This is a genomic window from Streptomyces composti (assembly GCF_012034205.1).
Lineage (GTDB): Bacteria > Actinomycetota > Actinomycetes > Streptomycetales > Streptomycetaceae > Streptomyces > Streptomyces composti.
The window spans coordinates 88,224-107,061 of record NZ_JAATEM010000019.1 but is presented as its reverse complement, the minus strand read 5'-3'; the positions used below and the strand labels follow the sequence as shown (position 1 = coordinate 107,061).

Genomic DNA, 18,838 nt, shown 5'->3' with positions numbered 1-18,838 from the left:
GGCCCGGTGCCGGGCCCCGGGCGGGGCCCACGGCACAAGCAACCCCGCTCTCGTTCCGTAGGCTCTGCACGTGAGCGAAAACAGCCAGTTCAGGTTCGGTCCCGCCACCGGGGTGGGTTCCATGCCGGGCGGCGACGCCCGGGAGGCCGTCAAGACCGTCACCGGCAGCTTCGAGGACTTCCCCTTCCTGCCCGAGCTGCCCGCCCGGGGACCCGGCGCGGACATGATCGGGCGGACCGCCGGCATGCTGGTCGAGCTGTATGCCCGGGTGGAGCCCAGCGGCTGGCGGCTCGGCGACCGGCCCGGCCGCGACACCCGGCGGGCCCGCTCCTGGCTGGGCGAGGACCTCGACGCGCTGGAGGAGTTCACCCAGGGCTACCAGGGCCCGCTGAAGGTGCAGGCCGTCGGCCCCTGGACGCTGGCCGCCGGCCTTGAGCTGAAGAACGGCGAGGCCGCCGTGTCCGACCCCGGCGCCTGCCGCGACCTCGCCGCCTCGCTGGCCGAGGGGCTGCGCCTGCACCTGGCGGAGGTGGCCCGCCGGGTGCCCGGCGCACAGCTGGTGCTGCAGCTCGACGAGCCGTCACTCACCGCCGTGCTGCGCGGCCGGGTGAGGACCGCCAGCGGCTACCGCACCCATCGCGCCGTCGACCGGCAGCTCGTGGAGTCCGCGCTGCGGGACGTCGCCGGGGTTCACGACGGCGGGCCCGTCGTGGTCCACTCGTGCGCACCGGACGTCCCGTTCGCCCTGCTGCGCCGGGCGGGTGTGGCGGGGATCTCCTTCGACTTCTCCCTCCTCACCGAGCGTGACGACGAGGCGATCGGCGAGGCGGTGGAGGCCGGCACCCGGCTGTTCGCCGGTGTCGTCCCGGGCACGGACGCTCCATTGTCAGACCCTGCCGGTAGCGTCATGGGTGTCAGAACGCTGTGGCGCAGGCTGGGGCTGCGTCCGGGGCTTCTCCCGGAGGCGGTCACGGTCACCCCGGCGTGCGGGCTCGCGGGGGCGACCCCCGGGTACGCGCGCGCGGCGTACGCCCACTGCGTCCGGGCGGCGAGATCCCTCGCGGACAACCCTGAGTAACGGGAGGACACACGGTGGCCGGCGACCAGCAGGCGGAGACGACGAGCGTGCCCGCGGAGGCACGGGAGAAGCACGCACAGCTCGCTGAGCAGATCGAGGAGCACCGCTTCCGGTACTACGTGAAGGACGCCCCCGTCATCAGCGACGCCGAGTTCGACCGGCTGCTGCGTGAACTGGAGGCCCTGGAGGAGCAGTACCCGCCGCTGCGCACCCCGGACTCGCCGACGCAGAAGGTCGCCGGGTCCTACGAGACGGAGTTCACCTCCGTCGAGCACCGCTCGCGCATGCTCTCGCTCGACAACACCTTCAACGACGAGGACCTGGCCGCCTGGGCCGAGCGCATCCACCGCGAACTGGGCGACCAGGACTACCACTTCCTGTGCGAGCTCAAGGTCGACGGCCTCGCCGTCAACCTGACCTACGAGCGGGGCCGGCTGGTGCGCGCGGCCACCCGCGGCGACGGCCGCACCGGCGAGGACATCACGCCCAACGTCCGCACCATCGCCGAGATCCCCGACCGCCTCCACGGCGACAAGGTCCCCGACCTGGTGGAGATCCGCGGCGAGGTCTACTTCCCGATGGAGAAGTTCCAGGAGCTCAACGCCCGCCTGGTGGCCGCCGGGGACAAGCCCTTCGCCAACCCGCGCAACGCGGCGGCCGGTTCACTGCGCCAGAAGGACCCGAGGGTCACCGCCAGCCGCCCGCTGCACATGGTGGTCCACGGCATCGGCGCCCTGGAGGGCTACGAGGGCCTGACCCGGCTCTCCCAGGCGTACGAGCTGCTCAAGGAGTGGGGCCTGCCCACCTCCCCGCACAACAGAGTCGTCGACGACCTCGACGGCGTGCGCGCCTTCATCGCGCACTACGGCGAGAACCGCCACTCCGTGGAGCACGAGATCGACGGCGTGGTGGTCAAGCTCGACGAGATCCGCCTCCAGGGCCGTCTCGGCTCCACGGCCCGCGCGCCCCGCTGGGCCATCGCGTACAAGTACGCGCCGGAGGAGGTCAACACCAAGCTGGTCGACATCCGCGTCGGCGTGGGCCGCACCGGCCGGGTCACCCCGTACGCCCAGGTCGAACCGGTCACCGTGGCCGGTTCCGAGGTGGAGTTCGCCACCCTGCACAACCAGGACGTGGTCAAGGCCAAGGGCGTGCTGATCGGCGACACCGTGGTGCTGCGCAAGGCCGGCGATGTGATCCCGGAGATCCTCGGGCCGGTCGCCGACCTGCGGGACGGCAGCGAGCGGGAGTTCGTGATGCCCAGCGAGTGCCCCGAGTGCGGCACGCCGCTCAGGCCGATGAAGGAGGGCGACGTCGACCTGCGCTGCCCCAACGCCCGCGGCTGCCCCGCCCAGCTGCGGGAGCGCCTGTTCTATCTCGCCGGACGCAAGGCGCTGGACATCGAGCACTTCGGCTATGTCGCCGCCGCAGCGCTGACCAAGCCGCTGGAGCCCGAAGAGCCGCCGCTGAAGGACGAGGGCGACCTGTTCGACCTCACCGTGGAGAAGCTGCTGCCCATCAAGGCCTATGTGCTGGACCAGGACAGCGGTCTGCCGAAGCGCGACCCGAAGACGGGCGAGGAGAAGGTCGTCACCGTCTTCGCCAACCAGGAGGGCAAGCCCAAGAAGAACGCCCTCGCCATGCTGGAGAACATCCAGGCGGCCAAGAACCGCCCGCTCGCCCGCATCCTGACCAGCCTGTCCATCCGGCACGTCGGGCCGGTGGCGGCGGAGGCGCTGGCCCGCCAGTTCCGCTCCATCGACCGCATCGAGCAGGCCAGCGAGGAGGAGCTGGCGAACACCGAAGGGGTCGGCCCGACCATCGCCGCCTCGCTCAAGCAGTGGTTCGCCGAGGACTGGCACCGGGAGATCATCCGCAAGTGGAAGGCGGCCGGTGTCCGCATGGAGGAGGAGAGTTCCGGCGAGGACGAGGGGTCCCGCCCGCTGGAGGGACTCACCGTGGTCGTGACCGGAACGCTGGACAACTACACGCGGGATGGCGCGAAGGAGGCCCTGCAGAGCCGGGGCGCCAAGGTGACCGGATCGGTGTCCAAGAAGACGTCCTTCGTCGTGGTCGGCGACAATCCCGGGTCGAAGTATGACAAAGCGATGCAGCTGAAGGTGCCGGTTCTGGACGAGAGCGGTTTCAACGTCCTTCTGGAGCAGGGAGCTGAGGCCGCGGCAGCTGCCGCTCTTTCGGCCGAGGAGTAACGGTTGAAGCCCACCCGATCGGCGCATACCAGATGCATACGGGTGGCAGGGGCGCATTCGGGCAACCGTCGGCGACCGGTGCCCGTAGAAGCCTTCTGCGGCCTACTGTTGAGATGTGCACCTGCCGTGCCCAGTTGCGGTCGGGGCATCCCCGTGTTCGTGAGGGGCTTCGGGGAAGGGCTTTCCACCGCGGAGCCGCAGAGGGTGGTCGAGGCGGGAGCCGCGTGGCGTGGGCACCGCCGGCTGTGAGAGGGACGGGAATGGAACCGACCGAGAGCGCCGCCCCGGGCTCACGGCTGCGCCTGCGCGGTGCGGCGGCCGTCTGGCGTCGCCGCCGTGCGAACGGCCGGCCGGGCACGGGGCCCGCGGACCGGTCCGGCACACCGAGGCGGCCGGGGACGCACCCCGCGGCCGCGCGCGAGGCGGACACGAATCCCGGCGCGCACGCCGCGCCTTTACTCGCCGGTGAGGCGTCCACCGCCGGCCGGGCGGCCCCGGAGGCGCCCGCCTCCGAGGCACCGGCCCGGGGCGACCGGGCCAGGCCCGCACTTCCCCCCGGCGGCTCGGGCGCCAGGCGCGCACTGCCCCCCGGTCCGGGCGGAGGGAGGATCCGGCCGGCCGGCAGCCTCCGCGCCGGCGGGAGAACGGCGCAGCCGCGCGGCACGGGCGCACGGCGGGCCCTGGCCGCCCCGGCCGGGGGCCACCCGGCGGGCGGTCCCGACACCGAGGCCGAACGCCACTTCTCCTGGCCCGCGTTGCCCGCGGCCGTCGTCGCCGCGGCCGGGTTCGTGCTCGGTGCCGGCTTCCTGCGGGCCTTCACCCAGGGGCACGCCCTGTTCCCGTCCGGCAGGGTCGGCTGGTCCCTCGCCGTGCTCACCGGGATCATCGTCGGCCATCTGGTGATGCTGGGCCGCTCCCGCTGGTGGGGCGGCACCGGCTCCGGCGCCGCCCTCACCCTCGCCGTGCTGCTGCTGTACGGATGGGTGCCGGCCGGCATGGTCAGCCTCACCGTGGTGGTGCTGGTCGGCATAGCCCGGCGGGGCCGCTGGCGCCAGGGCATCCTGCACGGCGCGGTGGACCTGCTCGGCATCGGCGCCGGAGCGCTGGTGCGGGCCGCGTTCGGCTGCGTACCGACCGTGGAGGCGCCGTCCACCCCGGACAGCTGGACGCTCACCACCGCCGCCGAGGTCGTCCTGGTCGCCGTCGCCTACCTCGCGGTCACCCGCACCCTGCTCTGGTATCTGCACGTACCGCACGCCGGACTGCCCACGGTCGCCCGCACCGCCCTGGTCAGACAGGGCCTGGTCGCCGTCGCCCTGCTCGGCATAGCCCCGCTGATCTGCGTGGTCGCCGACGCCCGGCCGGTGCTGCTGCCGCTGTTCGCGATCCCGCTGATCGCCCTCGACTCGACCCTGTGGATAGCCAGGGCCCGCGCGGAGGAGCAGCTGCGCGACCCCCTCACCGGACTGCCCAACCGCCAGTGGCTGCAGGAGCGCATCTGGACCGCCCTCGACGAGGCCGAACGGATCGACGCCCGCGCCGCCCTGATGCTGATCGACCTCGACCGGTTCCGTTCGGTCAATGACACCCTCGGTCATCTCGCCGGTGACCGGCTGCTGCTGCAGATCGCCGACCGGCTCAGAAACGCCCTTCCGCGCGGGGCGGAGGCCGCGCGGCTCGGCGGCGACGAGTTCGCCGTCCTGCTGCCCGTCGTCGACTCCACGACCTCGGCCACCCGCGTCGCCCGGGGCCTGGTGACGGCGCTCAGCTCCCCGCTCGACCTCGACGGACTCACCCTCGTCCTCGAGGCCAGCGCGGGTGTCGCCGTCTTCCCCGACCACGCGCTCGACGCGGAGGGGCTGCTGCGGCGCTCCGACGTCGCGATGTACCAGGCCAAGCGGGACCGCACCGGCGTGGAGGTCTACGAGTCCAAGCGGGACTCCAACACCCCCGACCGGCTCGGTCTGCTCGGCGATCTGCGCCGGGCGCTGGACGCGCACGAGGTCGAGCTGCACTACCAGCCCAAGGTCCGCTTCGACGGGCAGGTCGCCGGTCTCGAGGCGCTGGTGAGATGGGTGCACCCGGAACGGGGCAAGGTGCCGCCCGACGAGTTCATCGCCATCGCCGAGTCCTCCGGGCTGATGCCGCATCTCACCGAGTACGTCCTGGAGACCGCGCTCGGGCAGGTGGCCCGCTGGCGCGCCCAGGGCCTGTTCGTGCCGGTCGCGGTCAATGTCTCGCCGCGCGATGTGCACACGCCCGGCTTCGCCGGCTCGGTCGCGGCGCGGCTCGCCCGGCACGGCGTCCCGGCGGGGGCACTGCAACTGGAGATCACCGAGCATGTGCTGCTCGAGGACCCGACGCGGGCCGCGGACACGCTCAATGCCCTGACCGGGCACGGCGTGAAGATGTCGCTGGACGACTTCGGGACCGGGTACTCCTCGCTGGTGCATCTGCGGAAGCTGCCGGTGAGCGAACTGAAGATCGACCGCTCGTTCGTGGCGCGGCTGGCGGTGGACGCGGAGGACGCGGAGATCGTGCGGTGCACGGTGGATCTCGCGCATTCGCTGGGGCTGCTCGTGGTCGCGGAGGGTGTCGAGGACGACGAGACGTGGGAGCACCTGCGGGATCTGGGGTGTGATGCGGTGCAGGGGTGGCTGGTCGCCTCTGCGATGCCGGCGGACGAGACGACGGCGTGGTTGCTGGCGCGGGGGTCCCGGGGGTGGCAGCGGCCCGCGGCGGCGTTGCCGGCCGCTGCCACGGAGGAGTAGCGGGCGGCGCCTTTGCGGGTGCCGGGTGTCGTCGTCCGGCGGCTGTGACTGTGGCTGTGGCGGGTGCGCGGTCGGCGCGCGGTTCCCCGCGCCTCCGGGTGGTGCCCGGTTCGCTCGTCGGTCGGGTGCGGCTGGGGAGTGGCTGGGCGCGCGGTTCCCCGAGCCCTTGAGGGGGAGTTGCCGTCGCGTCGGCCCGACCGTCGGGGAAACCGTTTCACGAGCACCCGGTGGGGACCCATAGGATTGGGCCAAACCACACACACTCACCCCAGAGGATCGCTGCATGCCTGGCATCACGCGCGAGGAGGTCGCCCACCTCGCCCGGCTGGCGCGTCTGGAGCTGAAGCCCGAAGAGCTCGACCACTTCGCAGGCCAGCTGGACGACATCATCGGCGCGGTGGCCCGCGTCAGCGAGGTCGCCGACCAAGACGTACCGCCGACCTCGCACCCGCTCCCGCTGACGAACGTCATGCGCCCGGACGAGGTCCGTCCTTCGCTCACCCCCGAGCAGGCGCTGTCCGGCGCCCCGGCCCAGGAGCAGCAGCGTTTCAAGGTGCCGCAGATCCTGGGGGAGGAGTAAGCCGTCATGACGGACATCATCAAGCTCACGGCGGCCGAGGTCGCCGCGAAGATCGCCTCCGGCGAGCTCACCGCGGTCGAGGTCACCGAGGCCCACCTGGCCCGGATCGAGGCCGTCGACGAGAAGGTGCACGCCTTCCTGCACATCGACCGGGAGGGCGCTCTCGCGCAGGCCCGTGCGGTCGACGAGAAGCGGGAGCGCGGCGAGCAGCTCGGCCCGCTCGCCGGTGTGCCGCTGGCGTTGAAGGACATCTTCACCACCGAGGGCGTGCCCACCACCGTCGGCTCCAAGATCCTCGAGGGCTGGATCCCGCCATACGACGCCACGCTCACCAAGCGGCTCAAGGCCGCCGACGTGGTCATCCTCGGCAAGACCAACATGGACGAGTTCGCCATGGGGTCCTCGACCGAGAACAGCGCGTACGGCCCCACCGGCAACCCCTGGGACCTCACCCGGGTCCCCGGCGGCTCCGGCGGTGGCTCCTCCGCCGCGCTGGCCGCGTACATGGCACCGCTGGCCATCGGCACCGACACCGGCGGCTCCATCCGCCAGCCGGCCGCCGTCACCGGCACCGTCGGCGTCAAGCCGACGTACGGCGCGGTCTCCCGCTACGGCATGGTCGCCTTCTCCAGTTCGCTGGACCAGGGCGGGCCCTGCGCCCGCACGGTCCTGGACGCGGCGCTGCTGCACGAGGTGATCGCCGGGCACGACCCGATGGACTCCACCTCCATCGACGAGCCCGTCCCGCCGGTCGTCGAGGCGGCCCGCAACGGCAGCGTGCAGGGCATGCGCGTCGGCGTGGTCAAGCAGTTCCGCGGTGAGGGCTACCAGGCCGGCGTCGTCCAGCGTTTCGACGAGTCGGTCGAGCTGCTCAAGGAGCTGGGCGCCGAGATCGTCGAACTGGACTGCCCGTCCTTCGACCTGGCGCTGTCGGCGTACTACCTGATCGCCCCCTCCGAGTGCTCCTCCAACCTCGCCCGCTTCGACGGTCTGCGCTACGGCCTGCGGACCGGCGACGACGGCACGCGCTCCGCCGAGGAGGTCACCTCGCTGACCCGTGAGGCCGGCTTCGGCCCCGAGGTCAAGCGCCGCATCATGCTCGGCACCTACGCGCTCAGCTCCGGCTACTACGACGCGTACTACGGCAGCGCCCAGAAGGTCCGCACCCTCATCAAGCGGGACTTCGACACGGCGTTCGAGCAGGTCGACGTGATCGTCTCCCCGACGACGCCCACCACCGCCTTCCCGATCGGCGAGCGCGCCGACGACCCGATGGCGATGTACCTCGCCGACCTGTGCACCATCCCGACCAACCTGGCCGGCAACGCCGCCATGTCGCTGCCCTGCGGGCTCGCTCCCGAGGACAACCTGCCGGTCGGACTGCAGATCATCGCCCCGGTCATGAAGGACGACCGCCTCTACAAGGTGGGCGCCGCCGTCGAGGCGGCCTTCGTGGAAAAGTGGGGCCACCCGCTGCTCGAGGAGGCTCCGTCGCTGTGAGTGCACTGACCAAGGCCAAGGGCTTCAAGAAGTCCCGGTCCGGTACGTACCTGTCCATGGCCGCCACCGCGTTCGGCGCGGTCGGCGTCGCCAAGCGGCTGAAGAAGGCCCGCGCCGAGAAGGACACCCTGGTCCTGATCGACGCCACCGTGTCCGCCGCCGCGATCGTCACCGGCCTCGCCATCCTCTACCGCGAGCTGAAGCGGCTGGGCGACGACGACGTCCTGCTGGGCTGAGAGGGAAACAGCACCGTGACCACCACGACCGACCTGGTGTCGTACGAGGACGCCATCGCGGCGTACGACCCCGTCATGGGCCTCGAGGTCCATGTCGAACTCGGCACCAAGACCAAGATGTTCTGCGGCTGTTCGACGGCGCTGGGCGCCGAGCCGAACACCCAGACCTGCCCCGTCTGCCTCGGCCTGCCCGGCGCGCTCCCGGTCGTCAACGCGGCCGGCGTCGAGTACGCCGTCAAGATCGGCCTCGCGCTGAACTGCGAGATCGCCGAATGGTGCCGCTTCGCCCGGAAGAACTACTTCTATCCGGACATGCCGAAGAACTTCCAGACCTCCCAGTACGACGAGCCGATCGCCTTCAACGGCTACCTCGACGTGCAGCTGGAGGACGGCGAGACCTTCCGTGTGGAGATCGAACGCGCCCACATGGAGGAGGACACCGGCAAGTCGACGCACGTCGGCGGCGCCACCGGCCGCATCCACGGCGCGTCCCACTCGCTGCTGGACTACAACCGGGCCGGCATCCCGCTCATCGAGATCGTCACCAAGCCCATCACGGGCGCCGGCGAGCGTGCCCCCGAGGTGGCGAAGGCCTACGTCCGTGAGCTGCGCGAGCTCATCCGGGCGCTCGGTGTCTCCGAGGCCCGTATGGAGATGGGCCAGATGCGCTGCGACGTCAACCTGTCGCTGATGCCCAAGGGCGCCGACACGTTCGGCACCCGCTCCGAGACCAAGAACGTCAACTCGCTGCGTTCCGTGGAGCGTGCCTGCCGCTACGAGATCCAGCGGCACGCGGCGGTGCTGAGCGGCGGCGGCACGGTCGTCCAGGAGACCCGCCACTTCCACGAGGACACCGGCACCACCACCTCCGGCCGGGTGAAGGAGGAGGCCGAGGACTACCGGTACTTCCCGGAGCCCGACCTGGTGCCCGTCGCCCCGCCCCGCGAGTGGGTGGAGGAGCTGCGGGCGGGACTGCCCGAGCTGCCGCTGGTGCGCCGCAACCGGCTCCGCGAGGAGTGGGGCCTGTCCGCCACCGACATGCAGGCGATCCTCAACGCCGGTGCGCTGGACCCGATCGTCGCCACGATCGAGGCCGGTGCCGACCCCGCCTCCGCCCGCAAGTGGTGGATGGGTGAACTGGCCCGCCACGCCAACGAGTCCGGCAAGGCGCTGGACGAGCTGGCGATCACCCCGGCGCAGGTCGCCCGGGTCACCGAGCTGGTGGCCAAGGGAGACCTGAACGACAAGCTGGCCCGCCAGGTCATCGAGGGCGTCCTCGCCGGCGAGGGCACGCCGGACGAGGTCGTGGAGAAGCGCGGACTGAAGGTCGTCTCCGACGAGGGTGCGCTCACCGCCGCCGTCGACGAGGCCATCGCCGGCAACCCGGCCATCGCGGACAAGGTCCGCGGCGGCAAGGTGGCGGCGGCCGGCGCCCTGGTCGGCGCGGTCATGAAGGCCACCCGCGGCCAGGCCGACGCGGCCCGCGTCAAGGAGCTCATCCTCGAGAAGCTGGGCGTCAGCGAGGGCTGACCCGGACCGTCGAGGGTTGAAGGGGTGCACCGGCAGCGGTGCACCCCTTCGTCGTGCGCGGGCACGGCTTCGTCGTGCGGTCACGCCCGCCGGCCGAGGACGGTCAGGGCCGCCGGGCGAAAACGGTCACGCCCGCCGGGCGAGACCATCACAGCCTGTCGGCCCACGACGGTCAGGACCGTCGGCCGACGACCCGGACGAACCCCAGCATCCGTCCCTGGTCCGCCCGGAGCATCTCCGCCGAGCGGCGGGCCATGCCGGCCATGAGCTCACTGGCGGACTCCTCCGCGCAGACCTCGCTCCACAGCAGCCAGTCGCGCCAGCCGTCCTCCTGCCAGTCGGCCGCCTCGACCTCCACCGCTCCGCTGCGCGTCCAGTGCCGGCGCCACCACTGGGCCGAGTGGAAGCACCAGTACGCCGGCTCCCAGAACGGCGCCAGCCACTCGGGGGGCTCTGTCCCCTGCAGTTCCTCCCGCACCGCCGGTACGACGGCCCCGATCCGGCCGCCCGGCCTGAGCAGCCTGGCCGGCGTGGGGAGGTAGAGGTCGTCGGTGCCGAAGTACTGGTAGGCGTCGATGGAGACGATCGCGTCGAAGGTGCCCTCGCCGAACGGCAGGTCGTGCGCCTCGGCCCGTACCGGAAGCACCTGGTCGGCGACCCCGGCCTCCGCGATCCGCCGGGCGTTGTCCTCCGGGTCGATCCACAGGTCCGCGGCGGTGACCTGGGCGCCGTACTCCCTGGCCAGGAAGACGGAGGTCATGGCGCGGCCGCAGCCCAGGTCGAGCACCCGCGCGCCGGGACGCAGGGAGTCGAGTTGCAGGGCGGGGGCGAGCCACTCGAGGAGCCACAGCGCGTGCGGGCCCATCTGGTTCTCGACGGTCCAGCGGGCGTCGTAGGCGCTGCTGCGCGGACAGCGGGCGAGGGTCAGCCGCTCGGCGAGATCGGTCATCGCTCCTGCTTAGCAGCCGGAGCCCGCCCCCGCACCAGGTTTGTGATCCCGGAGGCGCTACGCTCCGGCGCCATGAGTGGACGCGCTGATTCCGACACGTACCCGGAGCAGACCGAGTCCGCCGAGGACACGGCGCACGAGCACCACGCCGGCACCGAGGACACCGCGACGGGCAGGAAGGGGACGGAGGCCGACGGGCCCGCCGGCGAGGAGGCCGGTGGCGCGTCCGGGAGCGAGGCCGACGAGCACGAGGGTGAGCACCAGGACGGCGACGGCGAGGACGGCGGCGACGACGGGAACGGGGCCCGGCGTGCACGCTGGCTGGCCGCCGGGACCGGGGCGGCGCTCGCCCTCGCCGGGCTCGCCGCGGCGCTGCTGCGGCTCGCCGGTGAGGCTCCGCCGCTGGTTCCCGTCGCCTATGCCTGCGGAGCCGCGGTGTGCGCGCTGGCCGGGCTGCTGGGCGCCCGGGGCCGGACCCGCAGGGCGCTGTGGCTGCTGATCGCGGGGCTGATGGTGATGGCGCTGGGTGACCAGTTCGACTGAACCCGTCACGGGACCGGGCGATCGGTTGACTCGTCCGGTCCGATTGTCCTGTGAGCTGCCTCCCATCGCTGTGAAGAAGCCCACGAACCCGGCAAATGATCACTCTTGCCTGCCAGAGTGTCACTGCATTGCTCATGCGTTCTTTGCGGGCGGTTCGTTCATGAACGTCTGTTCCCGGTCAAAGAGCAGCAGTCAGTCACTCTGGGAGCACGTCCGTGGCAGCTCTTGCACGCTGGTGTATACGGCGCCGTCTGATCACCGTGCTGCTCTGGCTCCTCGCCCTCGGCGTGGCCGGCTCGGGCGCGGTCCTGGCCGGCAGCGCCTACTCCAACGACTACCGGGTCCCGGGAACCGAGTCCTCGCAGGCCGCCCGCCTGCTGGAGGAGGGCTTCCCGTCACTCGGCGGCGACACCGACACCGTCGTCTGGCACACCTCCTCCGGCACGGTCCGCGACGCCTCCGTCGAGCAGACCATGACCCGCACCCTGGACCGGATCGCCGCCCTGCCCGGCGTGGCCTCCGTGTCGGGCCCCTACGGCGAGCGCGGGGCCGGGCGGATCAGCGAGGACGGCCGCACCGCCTACGCCACCGTCACCTTCGAGGACCGGGCCCAGGACATCGACGCCGGTGAGGCCGCGGCAGTGGTGCGCACGGCGCAGGCGGCCGAGACCGCCGGCCTGCGGGTGGAGCTGGGCGGCAGCGCCGTCGCCCTCACCGAGTCCTCCGGCGGGCACACCGCGGAGATCGTCGGTGTGGTGGTCGCCGCCGTGGTGCTGTTCCTCGCCTTCGGCTCGCTCGCCGCCTCCCTGCTGCCCATCGCCACCGCACTGGTCGGCGTCGGCACCGCCTACGCCGGGATCGCCCTCCTCGGGCACGTCATGACCGTGGCCGACTTCGCCCCCATGCTCGGCATGCTGATCGGCCTGGGCGTCGGCATCGACTACGCGCTGTTCATCGTGACCCGGCACCGGCGCGGTCTGAAGCGCGGGCTGTCCGTCACCGAGGCCGCCGCCGGCGCGGTCGCCACCACGGGACGCGCGGTCGTGTTCGCGGGTGCCACCGTGTGCATCGCCCTGCTCGGGATGCTGATGCTGCGGCTGAACTTCCTCAACGGCGTCGCCGTCGCCGCCTCGCTCACCGTGGTGCTGACGGTGGCCGCCTCCGTCACCCTGCTGCCCGCCCTGCTGTCGTTCATCGGCATGCGCGCGCTCAGCGGCCGGGAGCGGCGCCGCCTCGCCGAGCACGGGCCCGAGCCGGAGCTGCCGACCGGGTTCGCCGCCCGCTGGTCGGCGTTCGTGGAGAGGCACCCCAGGATCCTCGGCGTGATCGCACTGGCGGTGATCACGGCCCTGGCGCTGCCCACCACGTCCCTGCACCTGGGCACCTCCGACCAGGGCAACGACCCCGAGAACACCACCACCCGCCAGGCCTACGACCTGCTCGCCGACAGCTTCGGCCCCGGCGTGAACGGCCCCCTCACCCTGGTCACCGAGGTCGGGGGCGCCGAGGACCGGCTCGCGCTGGGCGACCTGGACGCCACCCTGCGCCGGACCGAGGGCGTGGCCTCGGTGTCGCCGGTGACGTTCGGCAGGGGCGGCGACACCGCGTACCTCACCGTCGTACCGAAGTCCTCCCCGCAGTCGAAGCAGACCAGTGAGCTGGTCGACCGGCTGCGCGAGGACGTGCTGCCCAGGGCCCAGGCCGGCACCTCGCTCGATGTGCACGTCGGCGGCATCACGGCCGCCTACGACGACTTCGCCGACGTGATCGTCGGCAAGCTGCCGCTCTTCGTGGGCGTGGTGATCGGCCTGGGCTGCCTCCTGCTGCTGCTCGCCTTCCGCTCCGTCGGCATCCCGCTCAAGGCCGCCGCGATGAACGTCGCCGCCGTCGCCGCGGCCTTCGGCGTGGTGGTGGCGATCTTCCAGTGGGGCTGGGGCAGCGAACTGCTCGGTCTCGGCCGGGCAGGACCCATCGAGCCCTTCCTGCCGGTGATCATGGTCTCGGTCCTGTTCGGGCTGTCCATGGACTACCAGGTCTTCCTGGTCAGCCGGATGTACGAGGAGTGGCTGGAGACCGGCGACAACCGGCGCGCGGTGCGCGTGGGGCTCGCCGAGACCAGCCGGGTGATCAACTCCGCGGCGGTCATCATGATCTCCGTCTTCCTCGCCTTCGTGCTCACCGGGGACCGGGTGATCGCCATGTTCGGCATCGCGCTCGCCTCCGCCGTCGCCCTCGACGCCTTCGTGCTGCGCACCCTGCTGGTCCCCGCGCTGATGCACCTGCTCGGCGGCGCCAACTGGTGGCTGCCGCGCCCCCTCGACCGGATCCTGCCGCGCATCAGCATCGAGCCGCCCGAGTGCCGCACCGCCCATGAAAGGCTGGCCCACGCGACGGACGCCGAGGTGGCGGACGTGCTGGCCGAGGAGGGGCGCGAGCGGGATGTACGCGATACGACTGGGTGACGACGGAGCCGAACTGCGTCCCCTGGAGCCGTGGCACGCCGAGGAGTTCCTGACGCACCTGGAGCGGGGACGGGACTTCGTCAACCGGTTCGTCCCCTTCGCCGCCACGGCCACCGACACCGCCGGCGCCCGCGAGGTGCTCCAGCGGTACGCCGACCGCCGGGCCGCCGGCACGGCCTCGCTGCACGGGCTGTGGCTGGACGGCAGGCTCGTCGGCGGCGTGCTCACCCTCAACTTCGACGCGGCGAACGGCACCTGCGAGGTCGGCTGCTGGCTGGAGCCCGCCGCCACCGGGCGCGGCCTGGTCACCCGCGCGATGCGGGTGCTGATCGACTGGGTGATCGAGGAGCGCGGCATCCACCGCGTCGAGTGGGTGGCCGCCGCGGGCAACACCGCCAGCCTCGCCGTCGCCCGCCGGCTCGGCATGACCCGCGACGGCGTCCGCCGCGAGGCCCACCTCCACCACGGGGTGCGGCACGACCTGGAGGTGTGGTCGGTGCTGGCGCCCGAGTGGCGGGCGGCACGCGCCACCGCCTCCGCCCAGGTCTCCCCGGCCACCGCGGCGGGCCCCCGCGACGATCATTAAGACGGCTCTCAGACGGCGTCCGTACGGTGCGGGGCATGGTTACCAGGACAGCGGACGGCACCGCGCACGAGACCGCCGAGGACCGGCAGGACGAGGAGGCGGTGGACGCCACGGAGTCCGCGCCGGAGACGGAGACGGCAGAGGCCGCCGCTGCGGCGGACGAGGAGAAGCCCACCGGAGTGGGGCAGGGCGCCGCGGCGGTCGTCTCGGCCGCGCTCGGCCTGGTCTCGCTCACCGGCAGCTGGCTCGGCACGGTGGCCGCCGCCCGGGAGACCCTCGACGGCCAGCTCCGGACGTCCACCGACGCGGGCGTCGCCACCCAGATCAAGGAGATGTACGGCGACGCCTGGCAGACCAGCGCGCTGTGGGGCGGACTGTTCGCGCTCACCGCGCTGATCGTGGGCGCGGTGGTGCTGCTCCGGCCCGCCTTCGGCACGCCGGGCCGCCTGCAGGCACCGTGGATCAAGTCCGTCGCCTGGGCGGGCATCGCGCTCGGTGCGATCGGACTGCTGCTGGCGGTGCTCAAGTACACCGACGTGCTGCTGGGCCTGCCCTCGGCGGCCTGAGGCACCTCAGACCCTTCCCGGGGCCCTGAGTCCCGTCCGTAAGCGCCTTACGGACGGGACTCAGGGCCCCCTTCGCATGTCTAAGGTCCCGCCGCTCGCCGAAGATGCGGCACCTTCCCGATGTGGAGGGCCCCCCTGGGAGACGACAGTGGAGTCGTCGCAGCCGGAGCGATCGCACCGGGCGAGATCCATGGAACTCCCAGTCCTAGCAGAGGGGCCCACCATGCTCGAGTACGAGATGCAGCAGATCCGCCAGGCCGAGCTCGTCCGCCAGGCCGAGCAGGAGCGCCGGGCGCGCGAGGCCGCCCGCGGGCGCCGGGCGGCCCGCAGGCAGTCCGCCGCACGCAGCCCCGAGGCCGAGAGCCATAGGCGCCGCTTCCGCAGGCCCCGGTTCGCCCGCGCGGCCTGAGGCGGCCGGCATGACACCGGCGACGGGCCGCGCACGCGGCACCGGGACCGGCGGGACGACGCCCGCCGCGGGCACGGAGCCCGGCGGGGCGAGGCCCGGCGAGGGTACGGCTTCCGGCGACCGCACGAGGTTCGGCCGCCGGATCCCCACCCCCGCCGGGCCTTGCCGCGTCGGCCCGGCGAAGGCCCGCGGCGGCGCCACGGATGCCCGCGGGGCCGGTCCCGCGGACGCGCACGGAGTGAGGAAACAGCGGTCCGCGTTCAGCCGTGCGAAAACAGGTGACGTGTTGTCACTGCCTCGTGCGATGCTCAGGACCGTGGAGACCAGGTCCGTCAGTCCCGTGTTCGTCGGCCGCGCCGCTGAACTCGACACCCTGAACACCGCGCTCGGCCGCGCGAGCAGCGGCGCGGGCGAGCCGCAGGCACTGCTCCTCGGCGGCGAGGCGGGGGTCGGCAAGACCCGGCTCGTCGAGGAGTTCGCCGCGGCCGCGCGGCGCCGCGGCGCCGTCGTGGCGCTCGGCGGCTGCGTCGAGATAGGCGCCGACGGTCTGCCGTTCGCGCCGTTCTCCACCGCGCTGCGCCAGCTGCGCCGGGAGCTGCCCGAGCAGCTCGCCGCCGCGGCGGCCGGGCAGGAGGAGGAGCTGGCCCGGCTGCTCCCCGAGCTCGGTACCACCGCCCGCGAGGCCCGCCGGGACGAACAGGGCATGGCCCGTCTCTTCGAGCTCACCGCCCGCCTCCTCGAACGCGTCGCCGCCGAGCACACCGTCGTCCTCGTGCTGGAGGACCTGCACTGGGCCGACGCCTCCACCCGCCATCTGCTGGCCTACCTCTTCCGCACCCTGCGCAGCGGCCGCCTCGTCGTCCTCGCCACCTACCGCTCCGACGACATCCACCGCCGCCACCCGCTGCGCCCCCTGCTCGCCGAACTCGACCGGCTGCGCAGCGTCCGCAGGATCGAACTCGGCCGCTTCAACCGCGAGGAGGTCGGCCGCCAGATGGCCGGCATCCTCGCGCGGGAGCCCGACCCCGGCCACGTCGACGAGATCTTCGAACGCTCCGACGGCAACGCCTTCTTCGTGGAGGAACTCGCCGTCGCCGCCCACGAGGGCTGCCGCACCGGACTCACCGACTCGCTGCGCGATCTGCTCCTGGTCCGGGTCGAGAGCCTCCCCGAGAACGCCCAGCGAGTCGCCCGGATCGTCGCCGAGGGCGGCTCCACCGTCGAGCACCGGCTGCTCGCCGCCGTCGCCGGCCTCGCCGAGGACGACCTCCTCGACGCCCTGCGGGCCGCCGTCAACGCCAGCATCCTCACCCCCGCACCCGACCGCGAGGGCTACCGCTTCCGCCACTCCCTGGTGCGCGAGGCCGTCAGCGACGACCTGCTGCCCGGCGAACGCTCCCGCCTCAACCGCGGCTTCGCCGAGGCCCTGGAGGCCGACCCCACCCTGGTGCCCGCAGACGAGCGGGTGACCCGGCTGGCCAGCTACTGGTACCACGCCCACGACGCCGCCAAGGCGCTGCCCGCCGTGCTCGACGCCTCGGCGGAGGCCCGCCGCCGGCACGCCTACGCCGAGCAGCTCCGGCTCCTGGAGCGCGCCATGGAGCTGTGGGAGTCCGTCCCCGAGGAGATACGCGCAAGCCTGCGCACCGCCGACTACACCGAGGCCTACTGCGGCTGTGACCCCGAGACGGCCACCCTGCGCCACCTCGACCTCCTCGCCGAGGCCGCCGTGGCCGGCCGGCTCTGCGGCGAACGCGAACGCTCACTGAAGATCACCAAGCGGGCGCTGCGCATCCTGGAGGAGGAGCCCGACCCGCTGCGCGCCGCCTGGTTCTGGGTCCAGCGCTCCCGGCTCAGCCAGTCCCTGGCCCGCGGCGACGGCTGGACGGAACTGGGCACCGCGCAGGAACTGGTGCGCGGCCTGCCGCCGTCCGAGGTGCACGCCGAGGTGCTCGCCTCCGCCGCCAACTGGTCCATGCTCCACCAGCCCGGCCCCGAGGCCATGGCCGCCGCCGAACGCGCCGTCGAGTACGCCCGCATGGTCGGCGCCCACGACATCGAGCTCAACGCCCGCCTCACCCTCGGCGGCCTCACCGTCGACGCCGGGGACGTCGAGAGCGGGCTGGCCATGATGTACGAGGTGCAGCGGCAGGCGGCCGAGCTGGGCGTGGACACCGTGCTGTGCCGCAGCTATGTGAACCTGCCGTCCGGCCTCGAAGGCGTCGGACGCTCCGAGGAGGCGCTGCGGCTGCTGCAGGAGGGAACCAGGGTCACCCGCCGGCTCGGCCTGCTGGACTCCGAGGCCTGGGTGTGGGGCAACCTCGCCGAGAGCCTGCACTCCCTGGGCCGCTGGGACGAGGCGGCCGAGGCCGCCACCGCCGCCCAGCGCCGGGAGCCGAGCGCCCGCCCGCGCGCCGGTGCCGCGCTGCGCCTGGCCCATCTCGCCTGCGACCGCGGCGATCTGGCCACCGCCTCCCGGCAACTCGCGGCCGCCCGCGCCCACTTCGGCACCCACGACGTCATGCCGCAATTCGCGCTGCCGATGGCGCTGGTCGCCCTCAGCATCGCCGCCGCCGAGGGCCGCCTGGACGACGCCCGCGCCGAACTGCTCACCTCCCTCGACGCCGGGCTTCCGCCCGGCACCCAGCGCTACGGCTGGCCCCTGCTGCTGGCCGGCGCCACCGCCGAGGCCGACGCACTCGGCGACCCGGCCGCCGAACCCGGCCGCCCCGGGATCCTCGACCGGATCCGCGGGGCCGCCAAGAACCTCGCCACCGGCGCGCCCGTGTGGCAGGCCCACGACATCTGGCTGCGCGCCGAGCTCAAGCGCGCCGAGGGCATCGCCGCCCCCGACGAGTGGAGCGCCGCCGTCACCGCCGTGGAGCCGCTCGCCCGGCCCTACGATCTGGCCCGCGTCCGCCTCCGGCTGGCCGAGGCCCTCCTCGCCGCCGGGGCCGGCGAGGACGAGCGAACCCGCGCCAGGGAGCTGCTGCGGCTGGTCCAGGCCGTCGCCGACCACCTGGGCGCCCGCCCGCTGGCCCGGGCCGCCTCCGTGCTGGCCCAGCGCGCCCGCCTCGCCCTCGGACCGGCCCCGTCCCGGGAACCGGCCCCGGCCGAGACCGGCGACCCGGCCGACGCCCTGGGCCTCACCAGCCGGGAACGCGATGTGCTGCGCCTGGTCGCCGCCGGCCACACCAACCGCCGGATCGCCGAGGAGCTGTTCATCTCCCCGAAGACGGCCAGCGTGCACGTCTCCAACATCCTCGCCAAGCTGGGCGTCTCCGGCCGCGGCGAGGCGGCCGCGGTCGCCCACCGGCTCGGTCTCTTCCCCACGGATACCGGTGACCGCGCCGTGGCGGGATGATGGACGTGTCCGTCCGCCCGCCCCGCACGTCCGCCACGGCCCTGGAAGGGGAGC

Annotated in this window: 14 protein-coding genes; 13 read left to right on the top strand and 1 reads right to left on the bottom strand. The window is 73.1% G+C overall.

What is annotated here, in order from left to right:
- Nucleotides 1–70: 70 nt before the first annotated feature.
- The 7 genes from HCJ93_RS17235 to gatB all read left to right on the top strand — a co-directional run bounded on the left by HCJ93_RS17235 (nt 71) and on the right by gatB (nt 9,905).
- Nucleotides 71–1,078, top strand: coding sequence for a methionine synthase (locus tag HCJ93_RS17235; RefSeq protein WP_167996601.1), 1,008 nt, complete (start codon nt 71–73; stop codon nt 1,076–1,078).
- A 14-nt stretch (nt 1,079–1,092) separates the two neighbouring features.
- Nucleotides 1,093–3,288 carry an NAD-dependent DNA ligase LigA gene (gene ligA / locus HCJ93_RS17230; protein WP_167996600.1) on the top strand — a complete coding sequence of 732 codons (2,196 nt, stop codon included), beginning with the start codon at nt 1,093–1,095 and terminating at the stop codon, nt 3,286–3,288.
- 260 nt (nt 3,289–3,548) lie between these two features.
- Nucleotides 3,549–6,059: a putative bifunctional diguanylate cyclase/phosphodiesterase gene (locus tag HCJ93_RS17225; protein WP_167996599.1), complete on the top strand. Its 2,511-nt coding sequence runs from the start codon at nt 3,549–3,551 to the stop codon at nt 6,057–6,059.
- A gap of 283 nt (nt 6,060–6,342) precedes the next feature.
- Entirely contained in the window at nt 6,343–6,639 is a 297-nt protein-coding gene (gene gatC, locus HCJ93_RS17220) for an Asp-tRNA(Asn)/Glu-tRNA(Gln) amidotransferase subunit GatC (protein WP_004925108.1), read from the top strand.
- Between the two features lie 6 nt (nt 6,640–6,645).
- Nucleotides 6,646–8,139 (top strand): Asp-tRNA(Asn)/Glu-tRNA(Gln) amidotransferase subunit GatA, encoded by a 1,494-nt coding sequence (gene gatA, locus HCJ93_RS17215; RefSeq protein WP_167996598.1) that lies wholly within the window; start codon nt 6,646–6,648, stop codon nt 8,137–8,139.
- Nucleotides 8,136–8,375 carry a membrane protein gene (locus HCJ93_RS17210; protein WP_019524382.1) on the top strand — a complete coding sequence of 80 codons (240 nt, stop codon included), beginning with the start codon at nt 8,136–8,138 and terminating at the stop codon, nt 8,373–8,375. Before gatA ends, HCJ93_RS17210 begins: the two co-directional genes overlap by 4 nt.
- Before the next feature lie 15 nt (nt 8,376–8,390).
- Entirely contained in the window at nt 8,391–9,905 is a 1,515-nt protein-coding gene (gatB, locus tag HCJ93_RS17205) for an Asp-tRNA(Asn)/Glu-tRNA(Gln) amidotransferase subunit GatB (protein WP_167996597.1), read from the top strand.
- A gap of 172 nt (nt 9,906–10,077) precedes the next feature.
- On the opposite strand, the gene HCJ93_RS17200 is transcribed toward gatB, so the two are convergent.
- A complete protein-coding gene (locus HCJ93_RS17200) occupies nt 10,078–10,854 on the bottom strand; it encodes an SAM-dependent methyltransferase (protein ID WP_167996596.1) in 777 nt (258 codons plus the stop codon).
- 72 nt (nt 10,855–10,926) lie between these two features.
- On the opposite strand from HCJ93_RS17200, the gene HCJ93_RS17195 reads away from it, so the two are divergent.
- The 6 genes from HCJ93_RS17195 (at nt 10,927) to HCJ93_RS17170 (ending at nt 18,784) form a co-directional block, all read left to right on the top strand.
- The gene (locus tag HCJ93_RS17195) at nt 10,927–11,397 is read left to right on the top strand and encodes a hypothetical protein (protein WP_167996595.1); all 471 of its coding nucleotides are present in this window, start codon (nt 10,927–10,929) and stop codon (nt 11,395–11,397) included.
- 215 nt (nt 11,398–11,612) lie between these two features.
- Nucleotides 11,613–13,859 (top strand): MMPL family transporter, encoded by a 2,247-nt coding sequence (locus HCJ93_RS17190; RefSeq protein ID WP_167996594.1) that lies wholly within the window; start codon nt 11,613–11,615, stop codon nt 13,857–13,859.
- On the top strand, nt 13,837–14,445 hold the full coding sequence (locus HCJ93_RS17185; protein ID WP_167996593.1) for a GNAT family N-acetyltransferase: 609 nt from the start codon (nt 13,837–13,839) through the stop codon (nt 14,443–14,445). The genes HCJ93_RS17190 and HCJ93_RS17185 overlap by 23 nt, the downstream gene beginning before the upstream one ends.
- 35 nt (nt 14,446–14,480) lie before the next feature.
- On the top strand, nt 14,481–15,011 hold the full coding sequence (locus HCJ93_RS17180; RefSeq protein WP_167996592.1) for a hypothetical protein: 531 nt from the start codon (nt 14,481–14,483) through the stop codon (nt 15,009–15,011).
- A 223-nt stretch (nt 15,012–15,234) separates the two neighbouring features.
- A complete protein-coding gene (locus tag HCJ93_RS17175; protein ID WP_167996591.1) occupies nt 15,235–15,420 on the top strand; it encodes a hypothetical protein in 186 nt (61 codons plus the stop codon).
- 304 nt (nt 15,421–15,724) lie between these two features.
- A complete protein-coding gene (locus HCJ93_RS17170) occupies nt 15,725–18,784 on the top strand; it encodes a helix-turn-helix transcriptional regulator (RefSeq protein ID WP_167996642.1) in 3,060 nt (1,019 codons plus the stop codon).
- Nucleotides 18,785–18,838: the final 54 nt, after the last annotated feature.

Coding starts and splice junctions, on each gene's coding strand:
- gatC (WP_004925108.1), top strand. CDS start 6,343: ATGCCTGGCATCACGCGCGAGGAGGTCGCCCACCTCGCCCGGCTGGCG.
- gatA (WP_167996598.1), top strand. CDS start 6,646: ATGACGGACATCATCAAGCTCACGGCGGCCGAGGTCGCCGCGAAGATC.
- HCJ93_RS17180 (WP_167996592.1), top strand. CDS start 14,481: ATGGTTACCAGGACAGCGGACGGCACCGCGCACGAGACCGCCGAGGAC.
- HCJ93_RS17225 (WP_167996599.1), top strand. CDS start 3,549: ATGGAACCGACCGAGAGCGCCGCCCCGGGCTCACGGCTGCGCCTGCGC.
- HCJ93_RS17170 (WP_167996642.1), top strand. CDS start 15,725: ATGCTCAGGACCGTGGAGACCAGGTCCGTCAGTCCCGTGTTCGTCGGC.
- HCJ93_RS17185 (WP_167996593.1), top strand. CDS start 13,837: ATGTACGCGATACGACTGGGTGACGACGGAGCCGAACTGCGTCCCCTG.
- HCJ93_RS17195 (WP_167996595.1), top strand. CDS start 10,927: ATGAGTGGACGCGCTGATTCCGACACGTACCCGGAGCAGACCGAGTCC.
- HCJ93_RS17200 (WP_167996596.1), bottom strand. CDS start 10,854: ATGACCGATCTCGCCGAGCGGCTGACCCTCGCCCGCTGTCCGCGCAGC.
- HCJ93_RS17175 (WP_167996591.1), top strand. CDS start 15,235: ATGCTCGAGTACGAGATGCAGCAGATCCGCCAGGCCGAGCTCGTCCGC.